Source organism: Kribbella hippodromi (assembly GCF_039531045.1).
GTDB classification, from domain to species: domain Bacteria; phylum Actinomycetota; class Actinomycetes; order Propionibacteriales; family Kribbellaceae; genus Kribbella; species Kribbella hippodromi.
Window position 1 is genome coordinate 91,370 of record NZ_BAAAPH010000022.1, and the last position, 23,028, is coordinate 114,397.

A 23,028-nucleotide genomic window follows, 5' to 3' on the forward strand; every position below is an offset into this window, starting at 1 on the left:
CGGGCGTCGGCTGGAAGTTACTGGAGGCCGGAGCGGGTGGAGGTTATTTGGTGGGTGTTGAAGCCTAGCCAGTGCATTCGGCCGGTGTATCGGGCGTGTTCTATTTTCAGGCAGCGGTCCATGATGACGGTGAGGCCGGCGTCCTCGGCCAGTTGGGCGGCTGGGAGGTTGATGACGCCGAATTGGCACCAGAGCGTGCCGGCGTTGACGGCTGCTGCGTCGCGGGCGATGTCCGGGAGGGCGTCGGGGGCGCGGAAGACGTTCACCACGTCGATCGGGACGGGCACGTCGAGCAGACTCGGGTACGACGGTTGGCCGAGGATCTCTGTTTCGCGGGGGTTCACGGGGATAACCTCGTACCCGTGCCGTTTGAGGTAGTACCCGACGAAATAGCTGGCTCGGAGTTCGTTGGACGACAGGCCGACGATCGCGATTGTCTTGGCGCTGTGCAGGACGCGTTGAATGGCGAGCGGGTCCTGGTACCGGCCGAGGTCTGTCATGCGGTCACCTGCCCGTCGATGCTGGCGGCAACGTGTTTGAAGCCGTTCTGCAAGTCCCAAATCAGATCGTCGACGGACTCGGTGCCGACGGACAGCCGTACGGTTCCTGGACCGACGCCGGCCGCGGCCAGTTCCTCGTCGCTCAACTGCCGATGGGTGGTACTGGCTGGGTGGATGACCAGGCTCTTCGCGTCGCCAACGTTCGCCAGATGAGACCACAACGTCAAACCGGAGATGAGGCCTTGCCCACCCGCTCGCCCGCCGGCGCAGTCGAACGAGAAGACGGCGCCGGCCCCGCGCGGCAGGTACTTGTCGACAAGCGGACGGTACCGGCTGTCGGCGAGACCGGGATGACTCACGTTCGACGCCAACCCATGGGATCGGAGGAACTCGGCCACCGCCAGCGCATTGGCGACATGGCGTTCCATCCGCAGCGACAGCGTCTCCAGCCCCTGCAGGAACAGGAACGCGTTGAACGGCGAAAGCGCACCCCCGAGGTCGCGCAACGTCTCGGCGCGCAGCTTCATCAGGTACCCATAAGTCCCGAACGTCTCGTGGAACCGCAGCCCGTGGTACGCCGGAGACGGCTCCGCGATCACCGGGAAGCGCCCGTTCGACCAGTCGAACGTGCCGGCCTCGACCACCACACCGCCGATGCTCGTCCCGTGCCCACCGAGGAACTTGGTCGCCGAGTGGATCACGATGTCGGCGCCCCAATCGATCGGGCGGCACAGGTACGGTGTCGCGAAGGTGTTGTCGACGATCAGCGGCAGATCGTGTTCGTGCGCGATCGTCGCGACGGTCTCGATGTCGAGCACGTTGCCCGCCGGGTTGCCGATCGTCTCGGCAAAGAAGGCCTTCGTGTTCGGGCGTACGGCCTGCCGCCAGGCGTCCGCGTGATCAGGATCGACCCAACTCAACTCGACACTCAACTTGCCAAGGACGTGCTTGAGCTGATTCACCGTGCCCCCGTAGAGGGCTGTCGATGCGACGACATGGTCGCCGGGCCGCAGGAGCGTGAACAGCGCGGCCGCCTGCGCGGCGATCCCACTCGCGAACGCGACCGCGCCGGCACCGCCCTCGAGGTTCGCGACTCGTTCCTCGAACACGGCCACAGTCGGGTTCATGATCCGCGAGTACGTGTTCCCGTACTCCTGCAGGTTGAAGTACGCCGCCGCGGACTCCGGATCCTCGAACACATAACTGGTGGTCTGGAAGATCGGTACCGCGCGGGCGCCGGTGTTCGGGTCGGGGCGCTGCCCGGCGTGCAACTGCCGGGTTTCGAACCCGAACGCGCGGGCTTCCTCTAAGCTCATGAGGTCCTTTCCAGGAACCGGCGGATGATGGGCGTTTGGCGCGCTTCCTCGAGCAGGAAGCAGTCGTGTCCGTACGGCGCGTCGATCACCTCGAGCTCGACGTCTTTGCCGAGCGACCGCAGCGCCTGCTCGATCTCCCGCGAGGCCCGCGGCGGATAGAGCCAGTCGGAGCTGAACGCGATCAGCAGCGTCCGCGCCGCGACTCCTGCCAGCGCGCGCTCCAGCGATCCGTGCTGACGGGCGAGATCGAAGTACGTCAGCGCCCGCGACGTGTAGAGGTACGTGTTGGCATCGAAGCGCTTGACGAACGAGTTCGCCTGATGACGCAGGTAGTTCTCGACTTCGAACTCAGGCTCGTCGATCGTGTACTGGATGTCGTCGGCGTACTGCAGCCGGCGGGCGAACTTCTGGTCCAAGGCCGGCGCCGACAAGTACGTAATGTGGCCGACCATCCGTGCGATGCCGAGGCCCGCGTCGGGCCCGCGACCTGTGCCGTAGTAGCGCCCGCCCTGCCAGGCCGGATCGCGCCGGATCGCTTCCCGCGCGATCGCGTTCCACGCCAGCCCTTGTGGGTGCAGCGCGTGCGTGCTGGCGATCGCGACGACAGCGTCGACCTGGTCGGGATAACGTACGGCCCACTCCAGCGCCTGCATGCCGCCGAGCGAACCCCCGGCCACCGCCGCGAGCCGCTCGATGCCGAGCGCGTCCAGGAACGCGCGCTCGGTGCGTACCATGTCGGCGACCGTGATGACCGGAAAGTCCGGCCCGTACGGCGCACCGGTGGCCGGATCGATCGACGACGGCCCGGTCGTCCCGCGGCAGCCGCCCAGCAAGTTCGTCGAGACGACGAAGAAGCGGTCGGTGTCGAACGCCTTGCCGGGCCCGATCATCCCGTCCCACCAGCCGAGTCCGCGACCGGACGCGCCGTCGCGGTCGGTGGCTCCGAACCCGTCGCGGGCACTCTCCGCCGGCGCCTTCGACGTACCCGCCGCATGGGCATCGCCGCTGAGGGCATGGCAGACCAGTATGACGTTATCGCGGGCCGGGGACAGTTCGCCGTACGTCTCGTACGCGATCGTCACCGGGTACAAGTCACGCCCGCAATCGAGCGGTACGGGTGCCGGCAGTTCGAGGGACTGGGTCTCGACCGGACCGACTGAGCCGGCCGCGAGCGCCGGGGCTGGCTCCACCATGTGGTCATCGTAGTCAGTATGTGCACTAATTCAATAGACTAAGTCTCAATCCGAACGAAAGGGCAGCACACGACATGACTACGACGGTTGTCAACGGCGTCAACGTCCAGGCTCTGCTGGACGCGCGTGAGGTGCTGAAGAGTTCCCCCGAGGCCGCGCAGTTCGTCTGGCGGGCCTCGTCCACCTGGCGCAAGGGTGTGCACAGCACGACCACGGTCGAGAAGTTCTTCGGGCTCGGCGAAGAGCAGACCCACCAGAACGCGTCGGTGTTCGAGGCCGACCACCCGGCGGTCTTCGCCGCCGACGACAACGGCATCACCCCGATCGAGTACCTGCTGGTCGGCCTGGCGAGCTGCCTGACCGCCGGCGTCGCGTCGGTCGCGCAGAACCGTGGCATCCAGCTGCGCTCGGTGGAGTCGGTTGTCGAGGGCAACCACGACATTCGCGGCATCCTCGGCGCCGACAGCGACGTCCGCAACGGCTTCAACGACGTGAAGGTGACGTTCACGATCGACGCGGACGCGTCCAAGGCGGACATCGAGGCGCTCGTGGCCCAGTCGCAGAAGCGCTCCGCGGTGTTCGACGCGCTCACCAATCCGACCAGCGTCACCGTCGAAGTCGCCTGAGGCACGGCCATCGAACACACGTCGGCCGTCGTCATCGGCGCCGGCCACGCGGGTCTGGCCGCGAGTCATTTCCTGACGAACCGGTCCATCGACCACCTCGTGCTGGAGCGCGGCGAAGTGGCGAACTCGTGGCGGTACGAGCGCCGGCCGTCGCTGCGCCTGCTGACGCCGAACTGGCTGACCCGGCTGCCGGGCCATCACTACGATGGCCCGGAGCCGGACGGCTACCTGACGATGGCCGAGGTCACCGAGTTCATCGAGCGCTTCGCGAAGTTCTCGAACGCGCCCGTACGGACCGGTGTCGAAGTGCTCTCGGTACGACGTACCGACACCGGCTATCGCGTGCTGACCAGCGACGGCGAGATCAGCTGCCGCGCGGTGGTGATCGCGACCGGTGCCTTCAACCGGCCGGTCGTACCCGAGTTCGCGACCGCGGTGCCCGCGACCGTGGAGCAGCTGACGCCCTTCAGCTATCGAGATCCTGATCAGGTGGCGGACGGTGGTGTGCTTGTCGTCGGCGCATCCGCGACCGGAGCACAGTTGGCCGCCGAGCTGCGCCGCGCGGGCCGGCCAGTGGTCATCTCGGTGGGCGAGCAGGCCCGGATGCCGCGTACGTACCAGGGCCGCGACGTCCTGTGGTGGATGGTTGCCTCCGGCATCTGGAATCAGCGGTACGACGAAATCGACGACCTCGAACGCGCCCGCCGGCTGCCGTCGCCGCAGTTGATCGGATCACCCGAGCGGACGACCCTGGACCTCAACACCCTGACCGCGATCGGCGTCGAGCCGGTCGGCCGGCTGGCGACTGTTCGCGACGGTGTCGCGCTGTTCTCCGGCGGTCTGCGGAACGTGCTGTCGCTCGCTGACCTCAAGCTGTCCCGGCTGCTCGACACCTTCGACGCCTGGGCCGGCGAGACACTCGGCGTCGCCGGCCGCTTCGAGCCGACGCGGGTTCCGTCGACGACCCGCCTTCAGCTCGACCTGAACAGCGGCGAGATCCGGACCATCATCTGGGCGACGGGTTTCCGGCCCGACTACAGCTGGCTCGACGTACCGGTCGTCGACCCGAAGGGCCACCTGCGCCACGACGGCGGCGTGCTCGAAAGCCCAGGCCTGTACGCCCTTGGCCTGCCTGTTCTCCGCCGGCGCAAATCCACCTTCTTGTACGGCATCGAGGACGACGCCCGCGACCTGACCGACCACCTCGCGCGGCACTTGGCGGCACGTACTCGTCCCAAAGCGCGAGACGATTCAATTAAAGGCTAGTTGTCTACTAGGATTTAACCCTGACCGTGCTCGCGGCACTATGGTTGCCATCGGCCCCGAACACCAGGCGGGACCGCGGGTGACGTCGCCGCGAGCACGGTCGGATCGTGCGGCTTGGATTTAGTGCAGGCGTGCTTTATGCGGTACTTTTCCGGCATGCGCACTGGGGTGGTGGAGTCACGTGCGCGCACCGTCGGGGTGTTCGTACTGGTCGGGGGAGTGCTGCTGATCGCCGGGTCGGCGCTGGGGCTGGCGTTGACCGGCAACGCCGGGGTGCGGTTCACGGCGGACACCGATGAGACCATCCCGATGTGGAACCGCTGGATTCCTGTAGTGGTTGGTCTTCTGCTGGTTCGGCTGCTGCCGGCGCCCGCGACGGGCGTACGCAGTCAGCGGCCGTCCCGGCTCGAAGCGGGCGTTCTTCTGGGGTCGGCCGTGCTCTTCGCGGTGGCGCTGCGCTTGGCGGGCGGCGGCGAACCGGCGCACATCCTCTTGAAGCTGGCGTTACTACTGGGCGTACCGCTGGCGATGTTCTGGTACGCGAAGCGCACCGGAGCGACCTGGCGTGTACCGACCGCGGAGTCGATCGGTTGGGCACCGGCGGTACCTGTAGCGGCATGGCTGGTCCTCAGCTATGCAGGTCCGTGGGCCCTTCCCGCCAGCGACTTGGCGACGACGCTTGATCTGGGCACGTTGATCGCGGCGCTCGTTGTCGGGTGCCTCGCCAACGCCCTGCTCGAGGAGATCTTCTACCGGCGGTGGCTACAGTCCCGTTGGGAGGCAATCCTCGGTCGCTGGCCCGCGATCGTACTCAGCTCCGTGCTCTGGGCGGGCTGGCACATCGCGATCCAAGGCACCGGTGACCTGCCGAAGGATCTCGCCTCGGCGTTCGTCAACCAGGGCGTTCTCGGACTGCTGCTCGGTTATCTGTGGAGCAAGTACCGCGTGCTTTGGCCGATTTGCACAATTCACGGTGCCGCCAACGCCGTACCCGTCCTGCTGTCACTGTAAGCAGAACCGTGGCCGACTATGCGGCACGTTTCCGTGTCTTCTTCTTGGTCGGCTTCTTCTTGGTGGTGCGGGCCTTGCGGGCTTCCTCCACGCTGGCTCTCAGGGCGGCGACCAGGTCGGTCGGGTTGGTTGCCTGCGGCTCCTCCTCGGAGTACACGACTTCCTTGCCGGCGTGTTTGGTCTTGACCAGGTCCTTGACGCGTTCGGTATACGTGTCCTGGTAGCTCGTCGGCTTCCATTCGCCTGCCATGGCTTCGATCAGGTCGACGGCCATGGAGAGTTGTTTTCCGGCGCCTGCCTTGCGGGGCAGCTCGCCCAGCTCTTTGGCGGGGTCGCGGATCTCGTCGGCGAAGTACATCGTCTCCAGGACGAGTACCTTGCCGTCGGCGCGGATGGTCGCCAGGTACTCCTTGCCGCGCATCACGAACTTCGCGATGCCGGCGCGGTTCGTCTTCGCCAGCGCGTCGCGGAGCAGGGCGTACGACGAGGCGTTCTCCGGGTCGGACGGGCCGAGGTAGTAGCTCTTCTGGAAGTGCATCGGGTCGATCTCGTCCAGGTCGACGAACGTGTCGATCTCCAGCGACCGCGATTTCCCCGGCGCGATGTCGTCGAGTTCGTCCGGTTCGACGATCACGTACTGACCGCGACCGACGTCATGCCCTTTCACGATCTTGTCGTACGGCACCTCACGTCCCGTACGCTCGTTCACCCGCTTGTACCGAATCCGATCCGACGTCCCCTTCTGAAACTGATGAAAGTCGATCTCATGCTCCTGCGTAGCGCTGTACATCCCCACCGGCACCGAAACCAGCCCAAAGTTGATATACCCACTCCAAATAGCCCGCGCCATACCCACTCCTCTCCCGTCATACCAGCCGGTACCCAACCGCACACCACGTACGACACTGCGGTTGACTGATGCCGAGCCGGTCCCGCGGTGTTCAGGCTTCGGTTGGGTTGTCGCAGTAGGTGCAGGGCCAGTCCTTGAGTTGCGGGTCAGCCGGTAACGGCGCGCCTGGGCCGAAGCAGTCGTCGATCATTGCCTCGTCCGTCAGCGTGCCCGAGCTTGCCGGTCCGCGCTGTACGAGTCGCAGCAGCGCGATCAGTCGTCGTGCCGTCTCACATGCCATTGATCCCTCCCGATAGATGTATCGGGCAACGACCTGCCGGTGTTTCACAATGCGGCCAATCAAGCCCCTTCCAGTGAGATCTAGGGCGGTCGGTACGGTTGGGGTGGTCTAGTGGAGGAGTGGGTATGGGGCGGCTGGCTCGAGTTGCGGGGGATGTGGGGGCGGCTGAGTGGGTGGTTGCGGGGGTTGGGGCGTTCGGGTCCGGGGTTGGTGGGTTGGTGCCGCACGGGTTTGAGGCGTATGCGCGGGTTTTGCATTCGGCGTCGGCGGTGGGTGGGGCTGCGGTGACGTGGGCTGAGGTGGCGGAGTGGTCGGGTGGGGTGGTGCATCCGCGGGTGCAGTTCGGGGCGCTTGCCGATCGTCGGTGGAGGGGCAAGGGGTCGCGGGTGCCGGCGGACAGGCCTTGGGATGAGGGGCCTGAGGTGGGCACGTTGCCGGCGCCGCAGTTGGCGGCGTTGGGGGAGGTGCTGGCGCGGCACACGGAGGCGGGGGAGCGGTGCTGGTTCTGCGTTTGGGATGGGTACGGGGCGGATGGTCCGCTGGTGGAGTTGCCTAATCGGAGTTATGTGTTGATGGAGGGGCCGCTGGGCGCGGCGGGGGAGTTGGCGAGGTCCCTGTTGCCGCAGTCGCCTAACCTGTTCTGGCCGGATGATCGGGCCTGGTGCGTGGCTACGGAGATCGATCTTGATTCGACCTATCTCGGTGGTACGGCGGCGTTGATCGCGGATGTACTGGCGGATGAGCGGCTGGAGGCCGTACGCGTCGAGGTGACCGATCTGGTGTGGGCAGACAGCGACGACGTCAACCGCTGACACCGGACGGCACCCGTCGAGCCGGACCCGACGGACGACCGGACCCGACGGACGACCGGCTATGCAGGCGGGCGTCGCGTCACGGGGCGAGGTGGCGTTGGGTGGCCCATTGGGCGACGTGGACGCGAGACGGCATCCCGAGTTTGCGCATCACGTTGCGGACGTGGTTGATGGCGGTCCACTCGGCGATGTTCAGGCGGTTCGCGATCTGACGGTTCGTCAAACCCTCCGCGACCAGCATGACCACCTCGCGTTCGCGGGCGGTCAGCATCGTGTCCCCGAGGTCGTCGGTCGGCTTGCCGTACTGCTTCAGCAGCCCGGCGTCCTCGTCCATCAAGGTGGGCAGCGGAAGGGACCGACCGGCAATACAAGCGTTGTCGAAGGCAACTTGCCCGAGCCGCTGCCGCAACTGTTGCAACGTCCGGTCGATGTACGACAGGATCTGCGCGCACGCGTAGCTCTGCGTTCCGGCGCGGATCGAATTGGCCGCCGCGATCAACCGAACAGCAGTCAAATCGCTACTAGGTCGCCGATGACCGGACAGCACCAACGCGAGCGCCTCCAGCGCGAAGGGCGTCTCCGGATGCGTACCCTGCTCGATCGCCGCTGTCACCGCGGACCGGCAGATCCGTTCCGCCTCCCGGTGGTCCCCGCGCCGGAACGCGATCAGCCCCGCGAGCGCGCGGACGTTCTGATCGGCACCATGCGCCTCCAGCAGCGGCAGCGCGAAGCCGACCGCCTCGTCGGCCGCCGGCACGTCGCCATGGCTCAGTGAGATCACCGCGAGGTCGATCAGCGCCCGCGCGGCCGCGCCCGGCGCCTCAGCCTCCCGCCACATCGACAGGCTCTGCTCGCACAGCGTCCGGGCCGCGCGCAGGTCGCCGCGGATCCGGGCGATATTGCCCAGATGGTTCAGGGCGGCTGCCTCGCCGATCACCGCGCCGAGCTGGTGGTACGCCGCGACCGCGCCGCGCTGATAGTCCTCGGCCAGCGCGTACTCACCGGCCGCCATCGCCAATGCCCCGGCCGAATGCAGTGCATCGGCGTGGCGCCGGTGGCCCGTACGCACCGGATGGTCGGCAAGCGTTTCCTTCAGCATCTGCAGGCCCGCTCCAAGTTCCCCCTCGCTGAACATGAACCGCGCCAGCCAGGTCGCGAGCGCCAGCGCACTGTCCGCATCGCCTCGGGAGCGCAGGTGACGGTACGCCGCCAGGACGTTGGCCTGCTCGGGGCGCAGCCGGCCCAAGTACGCGGCGTGCCGGCCGTCGCCGAGTTCTTGTTCGGCATCGGCGACCAGTTGGAGAAAGAACACGGCGTGCCGGTCGCGTACCTCGTGCTCGTCGATCGTGTCGCGCAGTTGCTCGATGCAGTACGCCTGAATCGTACGCAGCTGATGGAACCGGGGCTCGCCGTCGGCGGCGGCCGAGACGGACAGAAATCCCTTGTCCAGCAGGGATTCCAGCAGTTCCTCACCAAGGCTCTTGGACACCTGGGCGACGGCCGCCGCGGCCGCGAGGCTGAATCCGTCCGCGAAGACGCCAAGGCTGGTCAGTACGTAGCGCTCCCGCGTGCCGAGCAGCTGATAGCTCCACTGGATCGCCGTCCGCATGCTTTGCTGGCGGGGTGGCACGTTGGTCAGGTCGAAGCGCAGGATGTCGATGCCGTCGCGTAGCCTCGCCAGCAGCGCGGCCGGCGCGAACAGCCGGAGCTTCGTGGCGGCGAGCTCGATCGCGAGCGGCAGTCCGTCGACCAGCCGGCAGATCTCGGCCACGTCGTCCACATTGTCGTCGGTGAGCGTGAAGTCCGGCGTGACGTCCCGGGCACGCTGCACGAAGAGCGCGATCGACGGCGTCTCGGCCACCTCCGCGAACGGCATCCGCCGCGAGTCGGCCAGCGGGAGGGGCCGAACCGGGTACAGCCGTTCACCGTAGATCTGCAGCGGCTGGCGGCTCGTGGTCAGCACGCGCAGACTCGGACAGTACGACAGCAGGCCGGCCAGCATGTCGGCGACGCCGTCCGCGACGTGCTCGCAGTTGTCGAGGACCAGCAGTACCTCGCGGTCTCGTACTTGGTCGCGGATCGTCTCTGGTGCGGCGGGATTCTGGTGCAGTACGGCGGCACAGGTCGCCGCGACCGCGCTGGTGACTTGGTGTGATTCGGACAGCGCCGCGAGCTCGACCGGCAATGCGCCGTCGCGGAAGGTGCCGCGTACGTCCTCGACCACCGCCTGGGCCAGCCGGGTCTTGCCGGTACCGCCGGGACCGGTGAGCGTGACGAGCCGGGCGGGGCTCTGGATGATCCGTCGCAACGCGGCCCGGTCGTGGTCGCGTCCTACCAATGGAGTGGGTGGGCAGACGCCGTTCGCCCAATACACCGGCGCCGAGTCGGGCTGGGTCGGATCTCGTCCGTCACCGGTAGTCATCGCGCTGCGAAGCCGCCGTCCACGATCAGGTCGGTGCCGGTGATGAACGAGGCGTCGTCGGACAGCAGAAACAGTACGGCGGCGGCGATCTCGTGTGGGGTCGCCATCCGGCGCATGGGGGTGGCGGCTACGAAGTCGGCGACGAACTCGTCCGGGAGGCCGGTGGTCATCGGAGTTCGGACCAGGCCGGGGGAGACGGCGTTCACGCGGATGCCGGCCCGCGCGAGTTCGACGGCCGCGGCGCGGGTCATGGCGGTGACGGCGCCTTTTGCCCCGTGGTACGCGAAGGCGGCGCCGGAACCGACTTGGCCGAAGACCGAGGAGACGTTCACGATCGCGCCGCGGCCGGCCAGGTGCATGCTTGGCGTGATTGTTTGCATGCCGAGCCAGGTGCCGCGCTGGCTGACGTTGACGACACGATCCCACTCGTCGGCAGTGAGGCATTCGAGACCTTCCCGGCCGAGGACGCCGGCGTTGTTCACCAGCAGGGTGGGGTAGCCGAAGTGCCGGCGCGCGGTGCGGGCGAACTTGGCCCAGGCGCGCGGGTCGGTGACGTCCAACTCGGCCGGTACGACGCGACCGGGCAACCCCGCCGCGTCAATCTCCGCGGCCGCTGCTGCACACCGATCCCCGTCCACATCACCAAGCACAACCCCCACCCCAGCCGACACCAACCCAGTCACCACCGCCCGCCCAATCCCACCAGCCGCCCCAGTCACCAGCGCACTACGCCCGCTAAGCCCCAACCGCCCAACCAAAAACCCGTGGCGCTGCTGCTCGAAGTCCAACTGGTTCATCTTTGTGTGGGAGGTGGTGGGGCCGCCGGGTGGGGTTGTGGTCATTGGTTGACCTCGTGGGGTGTGTGGGGGAGCCAGGCGAGGGCGGCGGCGTGGTGGGGGGTGTGGGTTAGGGAGACTTGGGGTAGGGGGAGGTGTGTCGTCTGGCGCCAGTGTTCGATTGGGCCGGTGAGGTGTACTTCGGGTGGTTGTGGGGGTGTGCGGAGGATCTCGATGCCCTGCCAGGGGATTGGGCCGGGCCAGCAGAGGGCGGCGACGACTGCCTGCTTCGCCGCGAGCCGTGCTGCCAAATGCTCGCCGGCCCGCGCCAGCCCGAAGCAGTAGGACAGCTCCGCGTGGCTCAGCATCCGGCGCCATGGTTGCTCCGGGCAAACATCATCCGGCACCCGGACCACACACACCCGCAGGGACGTCATCCGCACGGTGTCAGCACCACCGACGCATACGTACCGCCCCAGTTCGCCGCAGTGACCACCGCGGCCCGCCCCATCGGATCGTGGGCCGAACCAACGTACGGTTCCAGCCCAGGCAGCGGATCACGCAACCCAGCGATCGGCGGCACCCACCCAGTACCAAGACTCTCAGCCGCAGCAAGTACGGACATCAGCGGCGTAGTCGAGTGGATGTGACCGACCTGTCCGGAGATGTTCGCCAGCCGCGTCGTACCGCCCGGAAACACCGAGGCAACCGCCCGAGCCTCAGCACGATCGAGAGTGCCGGTGCCGCGCGCGTCCCCGTACACCACACCGACTTCCGCCGCCGTCACCCCGGCCGCAGCCAGCGCGTTCCGATGGCACTGCGCCCACGCCTCGCCGGACTCCTCGTTGCCCGCCACCCGGTACGCGTCCGCGGTGCCGGCATGCCCGCGGACCTCGGCTAGGATCGTCGCCCCGCGCTGTTTCGCGTGCTCCAACGACTCGAGCACCAACGCAACCGACCCGGCCCCCAGCGCGCACCCGCTGGACCGGGTGTCATAGGGACGCAGCGCATCCGAGGTCAGAATCCCGAGATGGTCATACCCGAGATGAACCAGCCCGGTCAGCTCGTCCGCGCTGACCGCCGCCATCACCTCGGCCTCACCCCGCCGGATCAGATCCGATGCGTACCCGAGCCCGGCGATCCCGGATGCGCAACCGATGGCGAGCGTGGACAGCGGGCCCTTGATCTGCAAGGAAAGGCAAGCATGCCCGGGCGCCGCGTTCATCACCGAGTTCGGGAACAATCGTGGGTTCACGCGGTGCGGTCCCTCGGTACCGATCGTCTCGGTCAGTTGCGCGACGGTGTCCAGCGGACCGGTGTACGTACCGAAGACCATCCCGACGTCGGTCGCGTTCTGCCGGGTGATCTTGAAGCCGGCGTCGGCGAAGGCGTCCCGGGTCGCCGCCAGTACGAGGGTTCCGAGCTGGTCCAGCCGGCGCGCGTACGCGGGATCGATCCGCCGCCGATAGCCCTGATCGGTGATCTCCGCGACCAATTGGCTGGCTGCCTCGCCGGTGTCGATCCGGGTCGCCGGCGCGATCCCGACCTGGCCGGCGCGTAGCCCGGTGATCAGGCCGTCGCGACCAAGACCGATCGGCGAAACCACGCCGGCGCCGGTGATCACGACCCGGCGATCGGGCCGCTCCGGCGCCGATTTGAGCGTACGACCGAGCACCAGCGAGCAATTGTTGCCGCCGAACGCGAACGAGTTCGACACCACCAGACCGATCTCCGCCCGGCGCGAGGCATTGGGCACGATGTCGTACGCACCACCAGCCTCCGCCGAAGCGACGTCCACGTTGACCGTCGGTGGCAGTACTTGTTCGCGCATCGCCAGCGCGCACACCGCCGCCTCCAGCGCCCCGGCCGCGCCGAGCATGTGCCCGACCTGCGACTTGGTACTACTCATCGGCGGCACGTTCTTCCCGCCGAACAACGCCGTCACCGCCTTACGCTCAGCGCTGTCGTTGGCAGGCGTACCAGTCCCATGCCCATTCACGTAATCAACATCCGCCGCGGTATACCCAGCCTGCTCCAAGGCTCGCCGCATCGCCCGCAACGCCCCGCCACCTACCGGATCCGGAGCAGTCGCATGATGCGCATCGCTCGTCAACGCGTACCCCAGCACGTACCCAATAACCTGCGCGCCCCGCGCCCGAGCCAGTTCCTCCGATTCGAGTACGAGAAACGCCGCGCCCTCGCCGATGTTGAGCCCGCTGCTGCGCGAGTACGGCGCGCACGGCTGCTCGTCGAGTGCTTTGAGGCTGTCGAAGCCCGCGAGCGAGAGCAGATCAAGTACGTCCACGCCACCGGCCAGCATCACATCGGCCCGGCCTTCGCGGATGGTGTCTAGCGCCCAGCCGATCGAGTTCGCGCCGGCCGCGCAGGCGTTGGAGATCACCACCTTCGGGCCTTTCAGTCCGAAGGCCGCGCTGACCGCATCGGTCGAGGTGGACAGCGGGTACATCAGCAGATGCGCCTTCGAGGCACCGGCTAGGCCGTCCCGGAGCAGCTGCCAGTGGTACTGCTCGCCGGCATCAAGACCACCCACCGACGTACCCGTCGCGATCCCGACCCGGTACGGATCGAGGCGCGCGAGGTCCAGCTTGGCATCCTCCAATGCCTCCGCCGCCGCGCCCAGCGCCAGGCCGATCGCTCGGTCGATTCGGCCCTTGCACCGGCGCGGTGGGGCCGCCACCTCGCCGACCTCACCCGAGTAGTGGCAGCTCAGCGTGGACGTGTCCAGCCGCTTGGTCCGGCCGATTCCGCTGACGGCGTCGCGGACGCCGGCCCAGACCGCATCGGTCCCGGTGCCCAGCGCGCAGGTCACCCCGATGCCGGTAATGGCGACCCCTGTGGCGTTCATATGCTCTCCTCACCAGACCTGTGTCGTCAGCCGTCACTCGAGCGGTACGCCGAAGCTGGTCGCGACCAGGAACGGCGCGGCCGTGGTCCGGACCAGATGTCCGGGCTGCTCGAGGGTCAGCTCGAGTCCGGCCGCGGCCACGTCGGCGTCGAGCCGCGCGGTACCGATCACCCGCTCGAGCCGGGGCGAGTACACCGCGTGCGTGACCGCGCCGAGGGCCGCACCGTCCACGCTGAGCGCGGTGCCAGCGTCCGGCGCCTCGTCCAGCCCCTCGGCGGCGATCCAGCAGACCGGCCGGCGGGCCGGACCAGCCTCCCAATGCGCCGCGAGTGCAGCCTTGCCGATGAACTCGTGGCCGAAGTCGACCATCCACTGCAGGCCGGTTTCGAACGGCGTCGCGCCGTCGGCCTCCTGCTCCAGGTTGGCGAACCGCATCTCCATCCGGCAGATGTTCAGGGCAGCCAGGCCGACGGGTTGTGCGCCGAGGCCGGCCAGGTGTTCGCGCAGTTCATTGCCTGCGGCAACCGGTACGTGCAGCTTGTACCCGTACTCGCCGCTGACGCCCGTCCGGCTGACGAGCAAATCAAGCTCGTCGCCCCACGACTCGGTGACGAAACTCGAGTACGACATCGAGGTGATCGGGAAGGACAGGAACTTCTGGGCGATCGCCGGTGCTTGCGGACCTTCGATCCCGTACACGCTGTATTCGCCGGTGACGTCCTGCACGGTCACGTCCTGCGCGCACGCGTTGCCGGCGGCAACCAGGTAGTCGGCCACCGCGGCGGCCTGGGCCGGCCAGACCTCCACCAGGTAGTCGTTCCCCGAGCAGTGGATCAGCGCCTCGGCCAGCACGGTGCCGTCCGTGTTCAGCAGCAGCGCCGAGGAGATCTGTCCTTCGAGCAGGAAGTCGACGCTGCGGGTCGAGACCTGGCTGAGGAAGCCGGCGGCTTCACCGCCGGTGATCCGGAGCAGGCCGAGGCCGGTGTAGTCGATCAGGCCGCACGCGCCGCGCAGCAGCTCGTACTCGGCGACCGGGTCGGAGTAGACGTTCCGCATGGTTGTCTCCTTCATTGACTGTCATTCCGTTCGGTCACGACGAGCCGGGTCGTCATCACCACTTCGCGGCCGACCGACGCCTGGCCGGTCACCGACATCAGGTCGCGCATCCGCGGACCGGTCTGGGCCCGGATCACCAGCTGATCGCCGGGTACGACCGTGCGCAGGAACTTGGCCTGCTTGATCTCCGCGAGATAGCCGACGCGTTCGGCGACGTCAGCGACCAGTTCACCGGTGGTACGCGCCGCCGCCGCGCTGCCGTAGATCACCGCGGCGAGCTGGGCGACGCATTCGACCAGCAGCACGCCCGGGTACAGCATCCGGCCGGGAAAGTGGCCGGCCAGGACCGGGTCGGAAGCGGTCACGCTCTTGATCGCTTCCGCCCGTACGCCCGGCTCGACCGACGTCACCCGGTCCAGCAGGAAGAACGGGTACCGGTGCGGCAGCAGCCGGGCGATCTCGTCGGCGGACAGTTCGCGGACTCGCGGGACGGCGACGGCGGCGCCGACGGGGGCCGGGGGCGTACTCGTCACCGGTTGCCCGCCACATGGTCGACGAGACGATTGAGTGAGAGCAGGCACTCGGTGTCGTCGTCGGTGATCACGACGCCGAACTCGTCCTCGACCGCCATCGCCAGCTCGAGGGTGTCGATCGAGTCGAGCTCGAGCCCGCGGCCGAACAGCGGCTGGTCGTCACCGATCATGTCCGGGTCGACCGCGAGCGCGAGCCGGTCCACCAGCAGGTGCTTGACCTCGCCGCACAGCTCCTGCCGTACCTTCGCGGCTGCCTTCGTCTCTTCCAGCGTTGCCACCATGTGGCCTCTCCTGTCGCTTGTCGGGTTGCGTTGTCGTACGACTCAGCGGGTGCTGCGGATTCAGCAGGTGCTGTGGATCAGTAGGTGCTGTGGATCAGTAGGTGCTGTGGATTCAGCAGGTCAGGCCGCCGTCGATGACGACGGACGCCCCGGTCACATAGGCGGATTCGGCGCCGAGCAGGAACCGCACCACCGGCGCCACGTCCGCGGGCGTTCCGATCCGGCCCAGCGGTACTCGTTCCACGAACGCGGTCAGCTGGTCCTGCGGCATCGAGCGCGTCATCGCGGTGTCGACAAAGCCGGGGATCACGGCGTTGACCCGTACGCCGTAGCTTCCGAGCTCCTTGGCAAGCACCCGGGCCAGGGCCAGCAGGCCCGCCTTCGACGCGGCGTAGTTCGCTTGGCCGGCCGGGGCGTTCACGCCGCTGGTGGATGCCACCGCCACGATCGCGCCGCTGCGCTGGACCGCCATCAGCCGAGCGGCCGCGCGGCAGACCAGGAACGAGCCGGTGAGGTTCGTCTCCACGACCGAACGCCACTTCTGCTCGCCCATCATCAGCGCGTAGCCGTCGTTCGCGATGCCGGCGTTGCTGACCAGACCGTCCAGCCGGCCGTGCTCCGTGCGGATCCGGCGGAACATCCGGTCCACCTCGGCGGGTACGGCGACATCCGCCTGGATCAGCTCGGCACGCGGTTGCAGTTCGCGGACCTCGTCGAGGGCCTGCTTGGCCTGCTCGAGGTCGCGCCGATAGCTCAGCAGTACGCGGGCACCGGTCGCGGCCAGGTCCTTCGCGATGCCGAGACCGATGCCCTTCGTGGCGCCGGTCACCAGCACGACTCGCTCGGATGCGCTCATCACCGGACCGCCGCCCGGAGACTGGCCGCGAGTGCTTCGGAACCGGTCAGATGCCGGCCCGTACGCACCATGTTGCGGCCGAGCCCGGTCAGTACCCGGCCGGGACCGACTTCGATGAACGTCCGCACCCCGATCCGGGCGAGCGTCCCGACGGTGTCGGTCCAGCGCACCGGGCGCATGATCTGGCGACTGAGCAGTTGCCGGTACGCCTCCATGTTGTGAACCTTGCAGCCGGTCAGACTGGAAACGAACGGTACTCGTGGCGGGTGCAGGTCGGCCGCCGCGAGCATCGGCGCGAGTTCACGTTCGGCTTCGGCCATCAGCGGTGAGTGGTACGCGCCGCCAACCGGCAGTCGTTTGACCCGAAGGGCGCCGGCTGACCGGGCGGTGTCGACGACCACATCGACCTCATCCGGCGTACCGGACACCACCACTTGCCGGGGTGCGTTCAGGTTGGCCAGTACGACAACGCCCGCGTCCGTCGAGGTCTGCCGGCACAGGTCGGTGACGTGGTCCACCGACAGTCCGCCGATGGCGGCCATCGCGCCCGGTTCCCGCCGGGCCGCGTCGGCCATCGCCCGGCCTCGGCGCGCCACGATCGAGAGTGCGTCCGCCCAGCTCAGGCAGCCGGCGGCGACCAGCGCGGCGTACTCGCCGAGGCTGTGCCCGGCCACCACGGTCGGTCGGCAGCCGGCCGCGGTGAGCTCGGCCGACAGCACGCTCGACCAGACGAAGACGGTGAGCTGCGCTGCCTCGGGATCCGCCAGGGTGGCCGCGTCGGCCCGGTTCATCAGCTCGCCGATCGCGACCCCGGTCAGCTGCTCCGCGGTGCCGATCAAAGAGCGCGCCTCGGCCCCGCAGCGGGCGAGCTCGCGGCCCATGCCCGGTCGCTGGCTGCCCTGGCCGGGAAACACGTACGCCAGGCCGGTCATCGGGGCTCTTCCACTTCGGTCGCGACCGCCCAGCACAGGTCGAGCGCTGAACCGGCGGTGTCCTGGCACTCCTGCAGGACACCGCCGGCCAGCACGCCGCCGGCCAGTACGGCCCGGTGATCGCCGGCCCAGCGGGCCAGCTCTCCCCGCAACCGGATCGGCCGGGCACCGTCGCCGCCCGTCGTAGCGACGACGATGTCGCGGTAGCCGGCCCCGACCGGCAGCCCGCCGACGATCTTGATCACGCATTCCTTGATCCCGAACAGCCGAGCCAGCTCAGCCAGCTGAGCACTGCCGGCCAGTTGAGTACTGCCTCGCGGCAGCTCGCCGCCGGCCGTGCCGGCTCGTTCGGATTCGTCGAAGATGCGGTCCAGCCAGGCCGGGCCGACGCGCTTGGCGGCCAGCGCGAACCGCTGCTGGTCGAGCAGGTCGACGCCGGCGCCGAGCAGCCGGCCCGCGGGCGTCCCGGGCACCGTCAGGACCGCGGCGAAACCGTCCGCGCCGCCCGGCGGCGACGGACGGCAACTGCCGGCAGAAGGAATCATGAGTTTTGCTCCCAACACGCGGTGAATCGGGGGGCGGGGTGGGCTCGGTGTGAAATTCCGAGCGCTTGTTCACGCGGGTTGGATGGATGTTATGAATCCGGTCTGGGGGTGTCAAGGAATCCTCCCCTAACCAATGTTTGCCGGTTGACGCCGGGTTGAGCCCGTCGTCAGTCTTGGCGCAGTCTTACCGCCGGCGAAAATGTTGAGAACTACACCACCGGTTTCGCCGGAATCAATTACCGACGAATATATGAATGAAAGGAAAACGGCCTATGCCACGCTGGGTCGAGTCCGCGCCCCGGATCCACAGCTGGGGATACGTCGAGACCGCCGTCCAGGTGCGGTGGTCCGAGTGCGATCTGCAGCGCCATGCCTACTACGGCAACTACATGGTCTGGTGCGATCTGGGCCGGGAGGCGTTCGCGCTGGCCGTCGGGGTGAACTACCTGGACTACCAGTTCACCACCACCGAGTTCCGGATCCGTTTCCACACCCCGGCCCACTATCGCGACGAGCTGCTGATCCGGACCTGGAGCTCGACGCCGCAGGCCCGGCTCGACTGCCACTACGAGATCTACCGGAAAGCCGGCCGGCAACTGATTGCCGAGGCAACTTCCCAGCACGCGCTGGTGGATGCGGAGAAGGGTCTCCGGGTCAAGGGCCCCTCGGAATTTCACGACATATTCGAAGCTTTTCTGGAGAAAAAGCGGCCGCGGCAGCCCGAACACGCGTAGCCGGGAATATTCCCCAGCACTGGAGGAGGTCTCGCCATGAGTCAGTTACCTACCGATCAGTTGGCGGCGCGGTTGCGCGGTGAACTGCTGCTCCCGGACGATCTCGGCTACGAGGACGCGCGCCGGGTGTACAACGCCGCCATCAATCGGCGGCCGGCGATGATCGTGCGCTGCCGCGGCGTCGCCGACGTGGTGCTGTCGGTCCGGTTCGCGGCCGAGCACTCGCTGCCGGTCGCGGTCCGCGGCGGCGGTCACAGCGTCGCCGGGCACGGAACCTGCGACGACGGCGTACTCGTCGACCTGTCCGGCATGCATGATGTCCGGGTCGATCCGGAAGCAAGGACGGTACGAGTCGCGGGTGGCGCCACGCTGGGCGATCTGGACGCCGGCACCCAGCTGTTCGGCCTGGCGACGCCCACCGGTCAGGTCTCGATGACCGGCATCGCGGGCCTCACGCTGAACGGCGGAATGGGAATGTTGCAACGTCGCTACGGCCTGACGTGCGACAACCTGCTGTCCGCGGACGTGGTGACGGCAGATGGGAGCATCGTCACGGCCAGCGCCGACAGCCATCAGGAGCTGTTCTGGGCGTTACGTGGTGGTGGCGGCAACTTCGGCGTGGTGACCTCGTTCGAGTTCCGTTGTCATCCGGTCGGCCCGACGGTCCTGGCCGGCATGGTCGCCTGGCCGGTGGACAAGGCGCCCGAAGTGCTTGCCTTCCTGCGCGACTACATCGTCGACGCGCCGGAGGAGCTCAGTGCGGACGCCCTTTTCATGTCCGCACCGCCGCTCGACGTGATTCCGCAGGAGTACCAGGGCACCCGGCTGATCGGGATCTTCCTCCGGTACGTCGGCGCCGATCTGGATCCCGAGGTGGTCCGGCCGGTCCGCGAGTTCGGCACTCCGGTACTCGACTTCGTCTACCCGATGCCGTACGTCGCGGTCCAGCAGATGCTCGACCCGCTGAACCCGAACGGCAACCTGCACTACTGGACCGGCGAGTACCTGGCCGAACTCGGCGACAAGCAGATCGAGCTGCTGTCCAGGTACGGCGCCAGCCTCCCGGACCCGCATTCGATCATCGAGGTGATCCCCTTCAACGCCGCGGTCACCCGGGTCGCACCGGACGCTACGGCGTTCAGCCACCGGCAGGACAGCTGGCTGATCCACATCCTCGGCCAGTGGCCCGATCCGGCCGACTCACACCGGTGCCGCAACTGGGTCAAGCGCGCCGGCGCCGACCTCCGCGCGATCGGCTCCGGCGACACCTACCTCAACCTGGTCACCGACGAGGAGGTCGACCGCGTCGACTCCGTCTGGAACAAGACCCGCATGCGCCGCCTCGCGAAGGTGAAGGCCCACTACGACCCCACCAACATGTTCCGCTTCAACCACAACATCAAGCCCGCCGGGCCGCTGGTCAGCCACGCGCAGCCGGGCTCTTGAGGCGGGCGCCCTTGCGGTGGCACCAGACGATGAGGGCGATCAGGACGGCAAGGTCGATGGCCGGGCAGAGCGTGTCGCGTACGCGGGCGCTGACGAAATGAAGTGAGTTCGACAGCGACTCGGCGACTTGGGGTGCGTCGGGGGAGCGGCCGGGGACGTACGCCAGGGCGACCATCGTCGTACGGATTGCCAGCAGCGTGTCCAGCTTTGATGCGGCCACTGTCGCAAGGGCGGACCACGCGACGATGTCGTACCAGGGAAGCGAGTACATCGTGGTGAGGACCCAGGCGATGGCGTAGATGGCGGTGTAACGAAGCGCTGCCGGAGTGGGGTCGTCTGGGTGGGTCTGTGGGATGAGGGACTTCGGGAACACCCGGGAGAGCAGGATCGCGACGACGATCAGGGCGGCCCAGGCGAGGATCGCCAGCAGGGTCCGGACTACGCCGTTCGGCAGGAAGAGCTTGAGGAGTTCGAGCAGGGCGCGGTACGGGGTGCCGACCGAGATGGACGACGTTTGCTTCCGCGCCTGGTTGAACGCTTGCAGGCCGACGACCGCGTACAAGCCGACCATGGCGATTGCGCCGCCGCCGCAGAAGAAGATCGCCTTGCGTCGGTCGGCGCGCAGGGACCAGAGCATCGCTACGCCGACTAGCCCGATGGACAGCTTGGTACAGCCCGCTACGCCGAGCATGAGACCGGCTAGGAACACGTGCCGGCGGAGCAGTACTAGCGCAATCACGGCGAACATCACGGCGATCGCGTCGTTGTGTGCGCCGGCGAGCACTGCCCAGAGCAGAAGAGGGTTCGCCAGGGTCAGCATGATCACGCGTCGCCGGGCGGAGTCCTGATCCTGGCCGTCGACGTTTGCTGGGGCGACCCCATTCCCAACGAGCTTCACCAGTAGCAGGGCGGTGACGACCAAGCTGATTGCGACCGACAACTGCAGCATCCACACCGTGAGGTGGGCTGAGTCGCCGCCGATCTTCGACGCCAGCCACTGAATCCACGTGGCGATCGGCCCGTACACACTGCGTGCGCCCTGCCACGGCGGCTCGGTCGCGTCGATCACGGGATCGTGACCCCGCTGCATGAAATCGGCCGGTGAGGTCGTGTACGGGTCTCCGCCAAGCGCCATGATCCGCCCGTACGCCGCGTAGATCAGCACATCGCCGGAGGCCATTGGCGGGACCAACGTGATGGCCGCCGTCGTACCGATGCCCAAGGCAATCAAACGGTTGACGCGCGGCGCCCAGCCGTGCCGAAGCGCCTTCGTGGCCAGGTACACGCCGCATCCACCGAGCAGGATGGCGACGTAGATCATCGCCGAGACAAGCCAGTCGTTCGGCTTGGCGTTGACCCAGTACGACGGCAGCCACGGATGCCGGTTGGTCAGCGTCAATACGACCACCGACGGACCGAGCAGGCCGACCGCGACGATCAGCGCCGTACACGCCAGATAGAGCGCAACCGCCCACCGACCGTACTTCACGAGCTCATCGCCTCTTCCCGACGCTCCTCGCCGACCGTCGCAGACCGGGCGAAGTGCACCCCGAGCCCCGCGACCGCGATCAGCGCGGCAATCAGGTACGCGTTGCCGAGCAACTGCTGCCCGAACGTCCAATCGAACTCACGATCACCCGTGTTGGGCGGCCACCAGATCGGGCCGAGTACGAACAGCCCGTACCAGCCGACGCCAACCGGAATGCGCGCTTTGGACGGCAGCGCCGATAACAGGACCACCCCGAACGGAATGATCCAGACCCAATGGTGGCTCCAGGAGATCGGCGAGCAGAACAGCCCGGCGAGCCCGCAGATCGACACCGCGGCCAACTGCCGGTCCCGCAGCCAGAGCATCCGGGCGAACGCCAGCGCGGCGACGGCGGTGGCGAGCACGAGGACCAGCCACACCAGCCCGCCACCGTCGGCATTGCCGGCCAGCCGGGTCAGGACGCCGTTCCACGATTGGTTGCTCGCGTACCCGATTCCGCCGATGTGCTTGGTGTCGTTGACCAGCGAGACCCAGTAGTGCGTGGTGGCACTGGGCGAGATCACGAAGCCCAGGACGACCGTGCCCGCGAACCCGGCGGAGGCGTAGAGCGCTGCTTTCCATTGGCGCGTGACGACGAGCAGGGCGATGAAGATCAGTGGGGTGAGTTTGATACCGGCCGCGAGACCTGTCCACAGCCCGCGCGTCTTGTGGTTCTTGCCGAGCAGATCGGCCAGGATCACGGCGCAGAGGATCAGGTTGATCTGGCCGAAGCCCAACGTCTGACGTACGGGCTCCAGCAACGCCGATGCCGCGGTGACGCCGAGGAGCAGCCACGGCGTCAGCCGGACCGCATGCCGCCAGATCACGAACAGGCAGGTCAGACTGAGCATGGACCAGATCGCCGCGGCGACCGGTGTCGGGACGATCGAGAACGGCGCGACCATGACGGCCGCGAACGGGGGATACGTGAACGGCAGGCCGATGCCCGGCAGGTGGACGTCGTACAACTCGCTCGGATGATGCAGCAGCGTCGCACCGCCGAGCCGGTAGACCCGCAGATCGAGGAACCCGTGCGGCATCGCCAGCACCAGCGCGATGCTCGCGATCACACAGATGCCGAAGGCAACCGTCCGCCGGCGGGTGATCCGGGGCAGGCCAAGCGGAGCGCGCGTAGTCATTTCTGATCTTTCGTTCGAGCGGAGACCGGCCAGCCTACGAGACCCTTGCCCCGCACACCG

General features: G+C 67.8%; 23 protein-coding genes. 6 read left to right on the forward strand and 17 right to left on the reverse strand.

Annotated features, from left to right (window positions below; translation table 11 throughout):
* Positions 1 to 17: 17 nt before the first annotated feature.
* The 3 genes from ABD260_RS29205 to metX are packed head-to-tail and all read right to left on the reverse strand — an operon-like array spanning position 18 to position 3,009.
* Positions 18 to 500, reverse strand: a complete 483-nt coding sequence (locus ABD260_RS29205) for a CoA-binding protein (protein WP_344238576.1) — start codon at positions 498 to 500, stop codon at positions 18 to 20.
* Entirely contained in the window at positions 497 to 1,816 is a 1,320-nt protein-coding gene (locus ABD260_RS29210) for an O-acetylhomoserine aminocarboxypropyltransferase/cysteine synthase family protein (protein ID WP_344238578.1), read from the reverse strand. The genes ABD260_RS29205 and ABD260_RS29210 overlap by 4 nt, the downstream gene beginning before the upstream one ends.
* Positions 1,813 to 3,009, reverse strand: coding sequence for a homoserine O-acetyltransferase MetX (metX, locus tag ABD260_RS29215; RefSeq protein WP_344238580.1), 1,197 nt, complete (start codon positions 3,007 to 3,009; stop codon positions 1,813 to 1,815). Before metX ends, ABD260_RS29210 begins: the two co-directional genes overlap by 4 nt.
* Before the next feature lie 74 nt (positions 3,010 to 3,083).
* On the opposite strand from metX, the gene ABD260_RS29220 reads away from it, so the two are divergent.
* The 3 genes from ABD260_RS29220 to ABD260_RS29230 all read left to right on the forward strand — a co-directional run bounded on the left by ABD260_RS29220 (position 3,084) and on the right by ABD260_RS29230 (position 5,912).
* A complete protein-coding gene (locus tag ABD260_RS29220) occupies positions 3,084 to 3,635 on the forward strand; it encodes an OsmC family protein (RefSeq protein WP_344238582.1) in 552 nt (183 codons plus the stop codon).
* A 33-nt stretch (positions 3,636 to 3,668) separates the two neighbouring features.
* Positions 3,669 to 4,901, forward strand: coding sequence for a flavin-containing monooxygenase (locus ABD260_RS29225; protein WP_344238674.1), 1,233 nt, complete (start codon positions 3,669 to 3,671; stop codon positions 4,899 to 4,901).
* Positions 4,902 to 5,057: 156 nt separating this feature from the next.
* A complete protein-coding gene (locus ABD260_RS29230) occupies positions 5,058 to 5,912 on the forward strand; it encodes a CPBP family intramembrane glutamic endopeptidase (protein WP_344238584.1) in 855 nt (284 codons plus the stop codon).
* Positions 5,913 to 5,928: 16 nt separating this feature from the next.
* Here ABD260_RS29230 and ku read toward each other — a convergent pair whose 3' ends face one another.
* Positions 5,929 to 6,762 (reverse strand): non-homologous end joining protein Ku, encoded by an 834-nt coding sequence (gene ku, locus ABD260_RS29235; RefSeq protein ID WP_344238586.1) that lies wholly within the window; start codon positions 6,760 to 6,762, stop codon positions 5,929 to 5,931.
* 91 nt (positions 6,763 to 6,853) lie between these two features.
* Complete coding sequence (locus tag ABD260_RS29240; protein WP_344238588.1) at positions 6,854 to 7,042, reverse strand: hypothetical protein; 189 nt, start codon at positions 7,040 to 7,042, stop codon at positions 6,854 to 6,856.
* A 422-nt stretch (positions 7,043 to 7,464) separates the two neighbouring features.
* On the opposite strand from ABD260_RS29240, the gene ABD260_RS29245 reads away from it, so the two are divergent.
* Complete coding sequence (locus tag ABD260_RS29245; protein ID WP_344238590.1) at positions 7,465 to 7,854, forward strand: hypothetical protein; 390 nt, start codon at positions 7,465 to 7,467, stop codon at positions 7,852 to 7,854.
* A gap of 79 nt (positions 7,855 to 7,933) precedes the next feature.
* Here the strand turns inward: ABD260_RS29245 and ABD260_RS29250 are convergent, their stop codons facing one another.
* The 10 genes from ABD260_RS29250 to ABD260_RS29295 form a co-directional block, all read right to left on the reverse strand.
* A complete protein-coding gene (locus ABD260_RS29250) occupies positions 7,934 to 10,276 on the reverse strand; it encodes an ATP-binding protein (RefSeq protein ID WP_344238592.1) in 2,343 nt (780 codons plus the stop codon).
* Complete coding sequence (locus ABD260_RS29255) at positions 10,273 to 11,073, reverse strand: SDR family NAD(P)-dependent oxidoreductase (protein ID WP_344238594.1); 801 nt, start codon at positions 11,071 to 11,073, stop codon at positions 10,273 to 10,275. Before ABD260_RS29255 ends, ABD260_RS29250 begins: the two co-directional genes overlap by 4 nt.
* 41 nt (positions 11,074 to 11,114) lie before the next feature.
* The gene (locus tag ABD260_RS29260) at positions 11,115 to 11,489 is read right to left on the reverse strand and encodes a holo-ACP synthase (protein WP_344238596.1); all 375 of its coding nucleotides are present in this window, start codon (positions 11,487 to 11,489) and stop codon (positions 11,115 to 11,117) included.
* Positions 11,486 to 13,918 carry a beta-ketoacyl-[acyl-carrier-protein] synthase family protein gene (locus ABD260_RS29265; RefSeq protein ID WP_344238598.1) on the reverse strand — a complete coding sequence of 811 codons (2,433 nt, stop codon included), beginning with the start codon at positions 13,916 to 13,918 and terminating at the stop codon, positions 11,486 to 11,488. Before ABD260_RS29265 ends, ABD260_RS29260 begins: the two co-directional genes overlap by 4 nt.
* A 33-nt stretch (positions 13,919 to 13,951) precedes the next feature.
* Complete coding sequence (locus tag ABD260_RS29270; RefSeq protein WP_344238600.1) at positions 13,952 to 14,974, reverse strand: glycine cleavage T C-terminal barrel domain-containing protein; 1,023 nt, start codon at positions 14,972 to 14,974, stop codon at positions 13,952 to 13,954.
* A gap of 11 nt (positions 14,975 to 14,985) precedes the next feature.
* Entirely contained in the window at positions 14,986 to 15,507 is a 522-nt protein-coding gene (gene fabZ, locus ABD260_RS29275; protein WP_344238602.1) for a 3-hydroxyacyl-ACP dehydratase FabZ, read from the reverse strand.
* Positions 15,504 to 15,788: a phosphopantetheine-binding protein gene (locus ABD260_RS29280; RefSeq protein WP_319036886.1), complete on the reverse strand. Its 285-nt coding sequence runs from the start codon at positions 15,786 to 15,788 to the stop codon at positions 15,504 to 15,506. Before ABD260_RS29280 ends, fabZ begins: the two co-directional genes overlap by 4 nt.
* Positions 15,789 to 15,900: 112 nt before the next feature.
* A complete protein-coding gene (gene fabG, locus ABD260_RS29285; RefSeq protein WP_344238606.1) occupies positions 15,901 to 16,644 on the reverse strand; it encodes a 3-oxoacyl-ACP reductase FabG in 744 nt (247 codons plus the stop codon).
* Positions 16,644 to 17,576 carry an ACP S-malonyltransferase gene (locus tag ABD260_RS29290; protein WP_344238608.1) on the reverse strand — a complete coding sequence of 311 codons (933 nt, stop codon included), beginning with the start codon at positions 17,574 to 17,576 and terminating at the stop codon, positions 16,644 to 16,646. Before ABD260_RS29290 ends, fabG begins: the two co-directional genes overlap by 1 nt.
* On the reverse strand, positions 17,573 to 18,121 hold the full coding sequence (locus ABD260_RS29295) for a holo-ACP synthase (protein ID WP_344238610.1): 549 nt from the start codon (positions 18,119 to 18,121) through the stop codon (positions 17,573 to 17,575). Before ABD260_RS29295 ends, ABD260_RS29290 begins: the two co-directional genes overlap by 4 nt.
* 272 nt (positions 18,122 to 18,393) lie before the next feature.
* Here ABD260_RS29295 and ABD260_RS29300 point away from each other — a divergent pair, with 272 nt between their 5' ends.
* Positions 18,394 to 18,855, forward strand: a complete 462-nt coding sequence (locus ABD260_RS29300; RefSeq protein ID WP_344238612.1) for an acyl-CoA thioesterase — start codon at positions 18,394 to 18,396, stop codon at positions 18,853 to 18,855.
* Between the two features lie 36 nt (positions 18,856 to 18,891).
* A complete protein-coding gene (locus ABD260_RS29305) occupies positions 18,892 to 20,301 on the forward strand; it encodes an FAD-binding oxidoreductase (protein WP_344238614.1) in 1,410 nt (469 codons plus the stop codon).
* Here the strand turns inward: ABD260_RS29305 and ABD260_RS29310 are convergent.
* Positions 20,276 to 21,790 carry an MptA/MptB family glycosyltransferase gene (locus tag ABD260_RS29310; protein WP_344238616.1) on the reverse strand — a complete coding sequence of 505 codons (1,515 nt, stop codon included), beginning with the start codon at positions 21,788 to 21,790 and terminating at the stop codon, positions 20,276 to 20,278. The two genes, ABD260_RS29305 and ABD260_RS29310, sit on opposite strands and share 26 nt — an antisense overlap.
* Positions 21,787 to 22,968, reverse strand: coding sequence for a glycosyltransferase 87 family protein (locus tag ABD260_RS29315; RefSeq protein WP_344238618.1), 1,182 nt, complete (start codon positions 22,966 to 22,968; stop codon positions 21,787 to 21,789). The genes ABD260_RS29310 and ABD260_RS29315 overlap by 4 nt, the downstream gene beginning before the upstream one ends.
* Between the last annotated feature and the right edge of the window lie 60 nt (positions 22,969 to 23,028).

Coding starts and splice junctions, on each gene's coding strand:
- ABD260_RS29265 (WP_344238598.1), bottom strand. CDS start 13,918: ATGAACGCCACAGGGGTCGCCATTACCGGCATCGGGGTGACCTGCGCG.
- ABD260_RS29300 (WP_344238612.1), top strand. CDS start 18,394: ATGCCACGCTGGGTCGAGTCCGCGCCCCGGATCCACAGCTGGGGATAC.
- ABD260_RS29295 (WP_344238610.1), bottom strand. CDS start 18,121: ATGATTCCTTCTGCCGGCAGTTGCCGTCCGTCGCCGCCGGGCGGCGCG.
- fabG (WP_344238606.1), bottom strand. CDS start 16,644: ATGAGCGCATCCGAGCGAGTCGTGCTGGTGACCGGCGCCACGAAGGGC.
- ABD260_RS29280 (WP_319036886.1), bottom strand. CDS start 15,788: ATGGTGGCAACGCTGGAAGAGACGAAGGCAGCCGCGAAGGTACGGCAG.
- ABD260_RS29255 (WP_344238594.1), bottom strand. CDS start 11,073: ATGAACCAGTTGGACTTCGAGCAGCAGCGCCACGGGTTTTTGGTTGGG.
- ABD260_RS29290 (WP_344238608.1), bottom strand. CDS start 17,576: ATGACCGGCCTGGCGTACGTGTTTCCCGGCCAGGGCAGCCAGCGACCG.
- ABD260_RS29250 (WP_344238592.1), bottom strand. CDS start 10,276: ATGACTACCGGTGACGGACGAGATCCGACCCAGCCCGACTCGGCGCCG.
- ABD260_RS29205 (WP_344238576.1), bottom strand. CDS start 500: ATGACAGACCTCGGCCGGTACCAGGACCCGCTCGCCATTCAACGCGTC.
- ABD260_RS29315 (WP_344238618.1), bottom strand. CDS start 22,968: ATGACTACGCGCGCTCCGCTTGGCCTGCCCCGGATCACCCGCCGGCGG.
- ABD260_RS29240 (WP_344238588.1), bottom strand. CDS start 7,042: ATGGCATGTGAGACGGCACGACGACTGATCGCGCTGCTGCGACTCGTA.
- ABD260_RS29220 (WP_344238582.1), top strand. CDS start 3,084: ATGACTACGACGGTTGTCAACGGCGTCAACGTCCAGGCTCTGCTGGAC.
- ABD260_RS29210 (WP_344238578.1), bottom strand. CDS start 1,816: ATGAGCTTAGAGGAAGCCCGCGCGTTCGGGTTCGAAACCCGGCAGTTG.
- ABD260_RS29230 (WP_344238584.1), top strand. CDS start 5,058: ATGCGCACTGGGGTGGTGGAGTCACGTGCGCGCACCGTCGGGGTGTTC.
- metX (WP_344238580.1), bottom strand. CDS start 3,009: ATGGTGGAGCCAGCCCCGGCGCTCGCGGCCGGCTCAGTCGGTCCGGTC.
- ku (WP_344238586.1), bottom strand. CDS start 6,762: ATGGCGCGGGCTATTTGGAGTGGGTATATCAACTTTGGGCTGGTTTCG.
- ABD260_RS29270 (WP_344238600.1), bottom strand. CDS start 14,974: ATGCGGAACGTCTACTCCGACCCGGTCGCCGAGTACGAGCTGCTGCGC.
- ABD260_RS29305 (WP_344238614.1), top strand. CDS start 18,892: ATGAGTCAGTTACCTACCGATCAGTTGGCGGCGCGGTTGCGCGGTGAA.
- ABD260_RS29260 (WP_344238596.1), bottom strand. CDS start 11,489: ATGACGTCCCTGCGGGTGTGTGTGGTCCGGGTGCCGGATGATGTTTGC.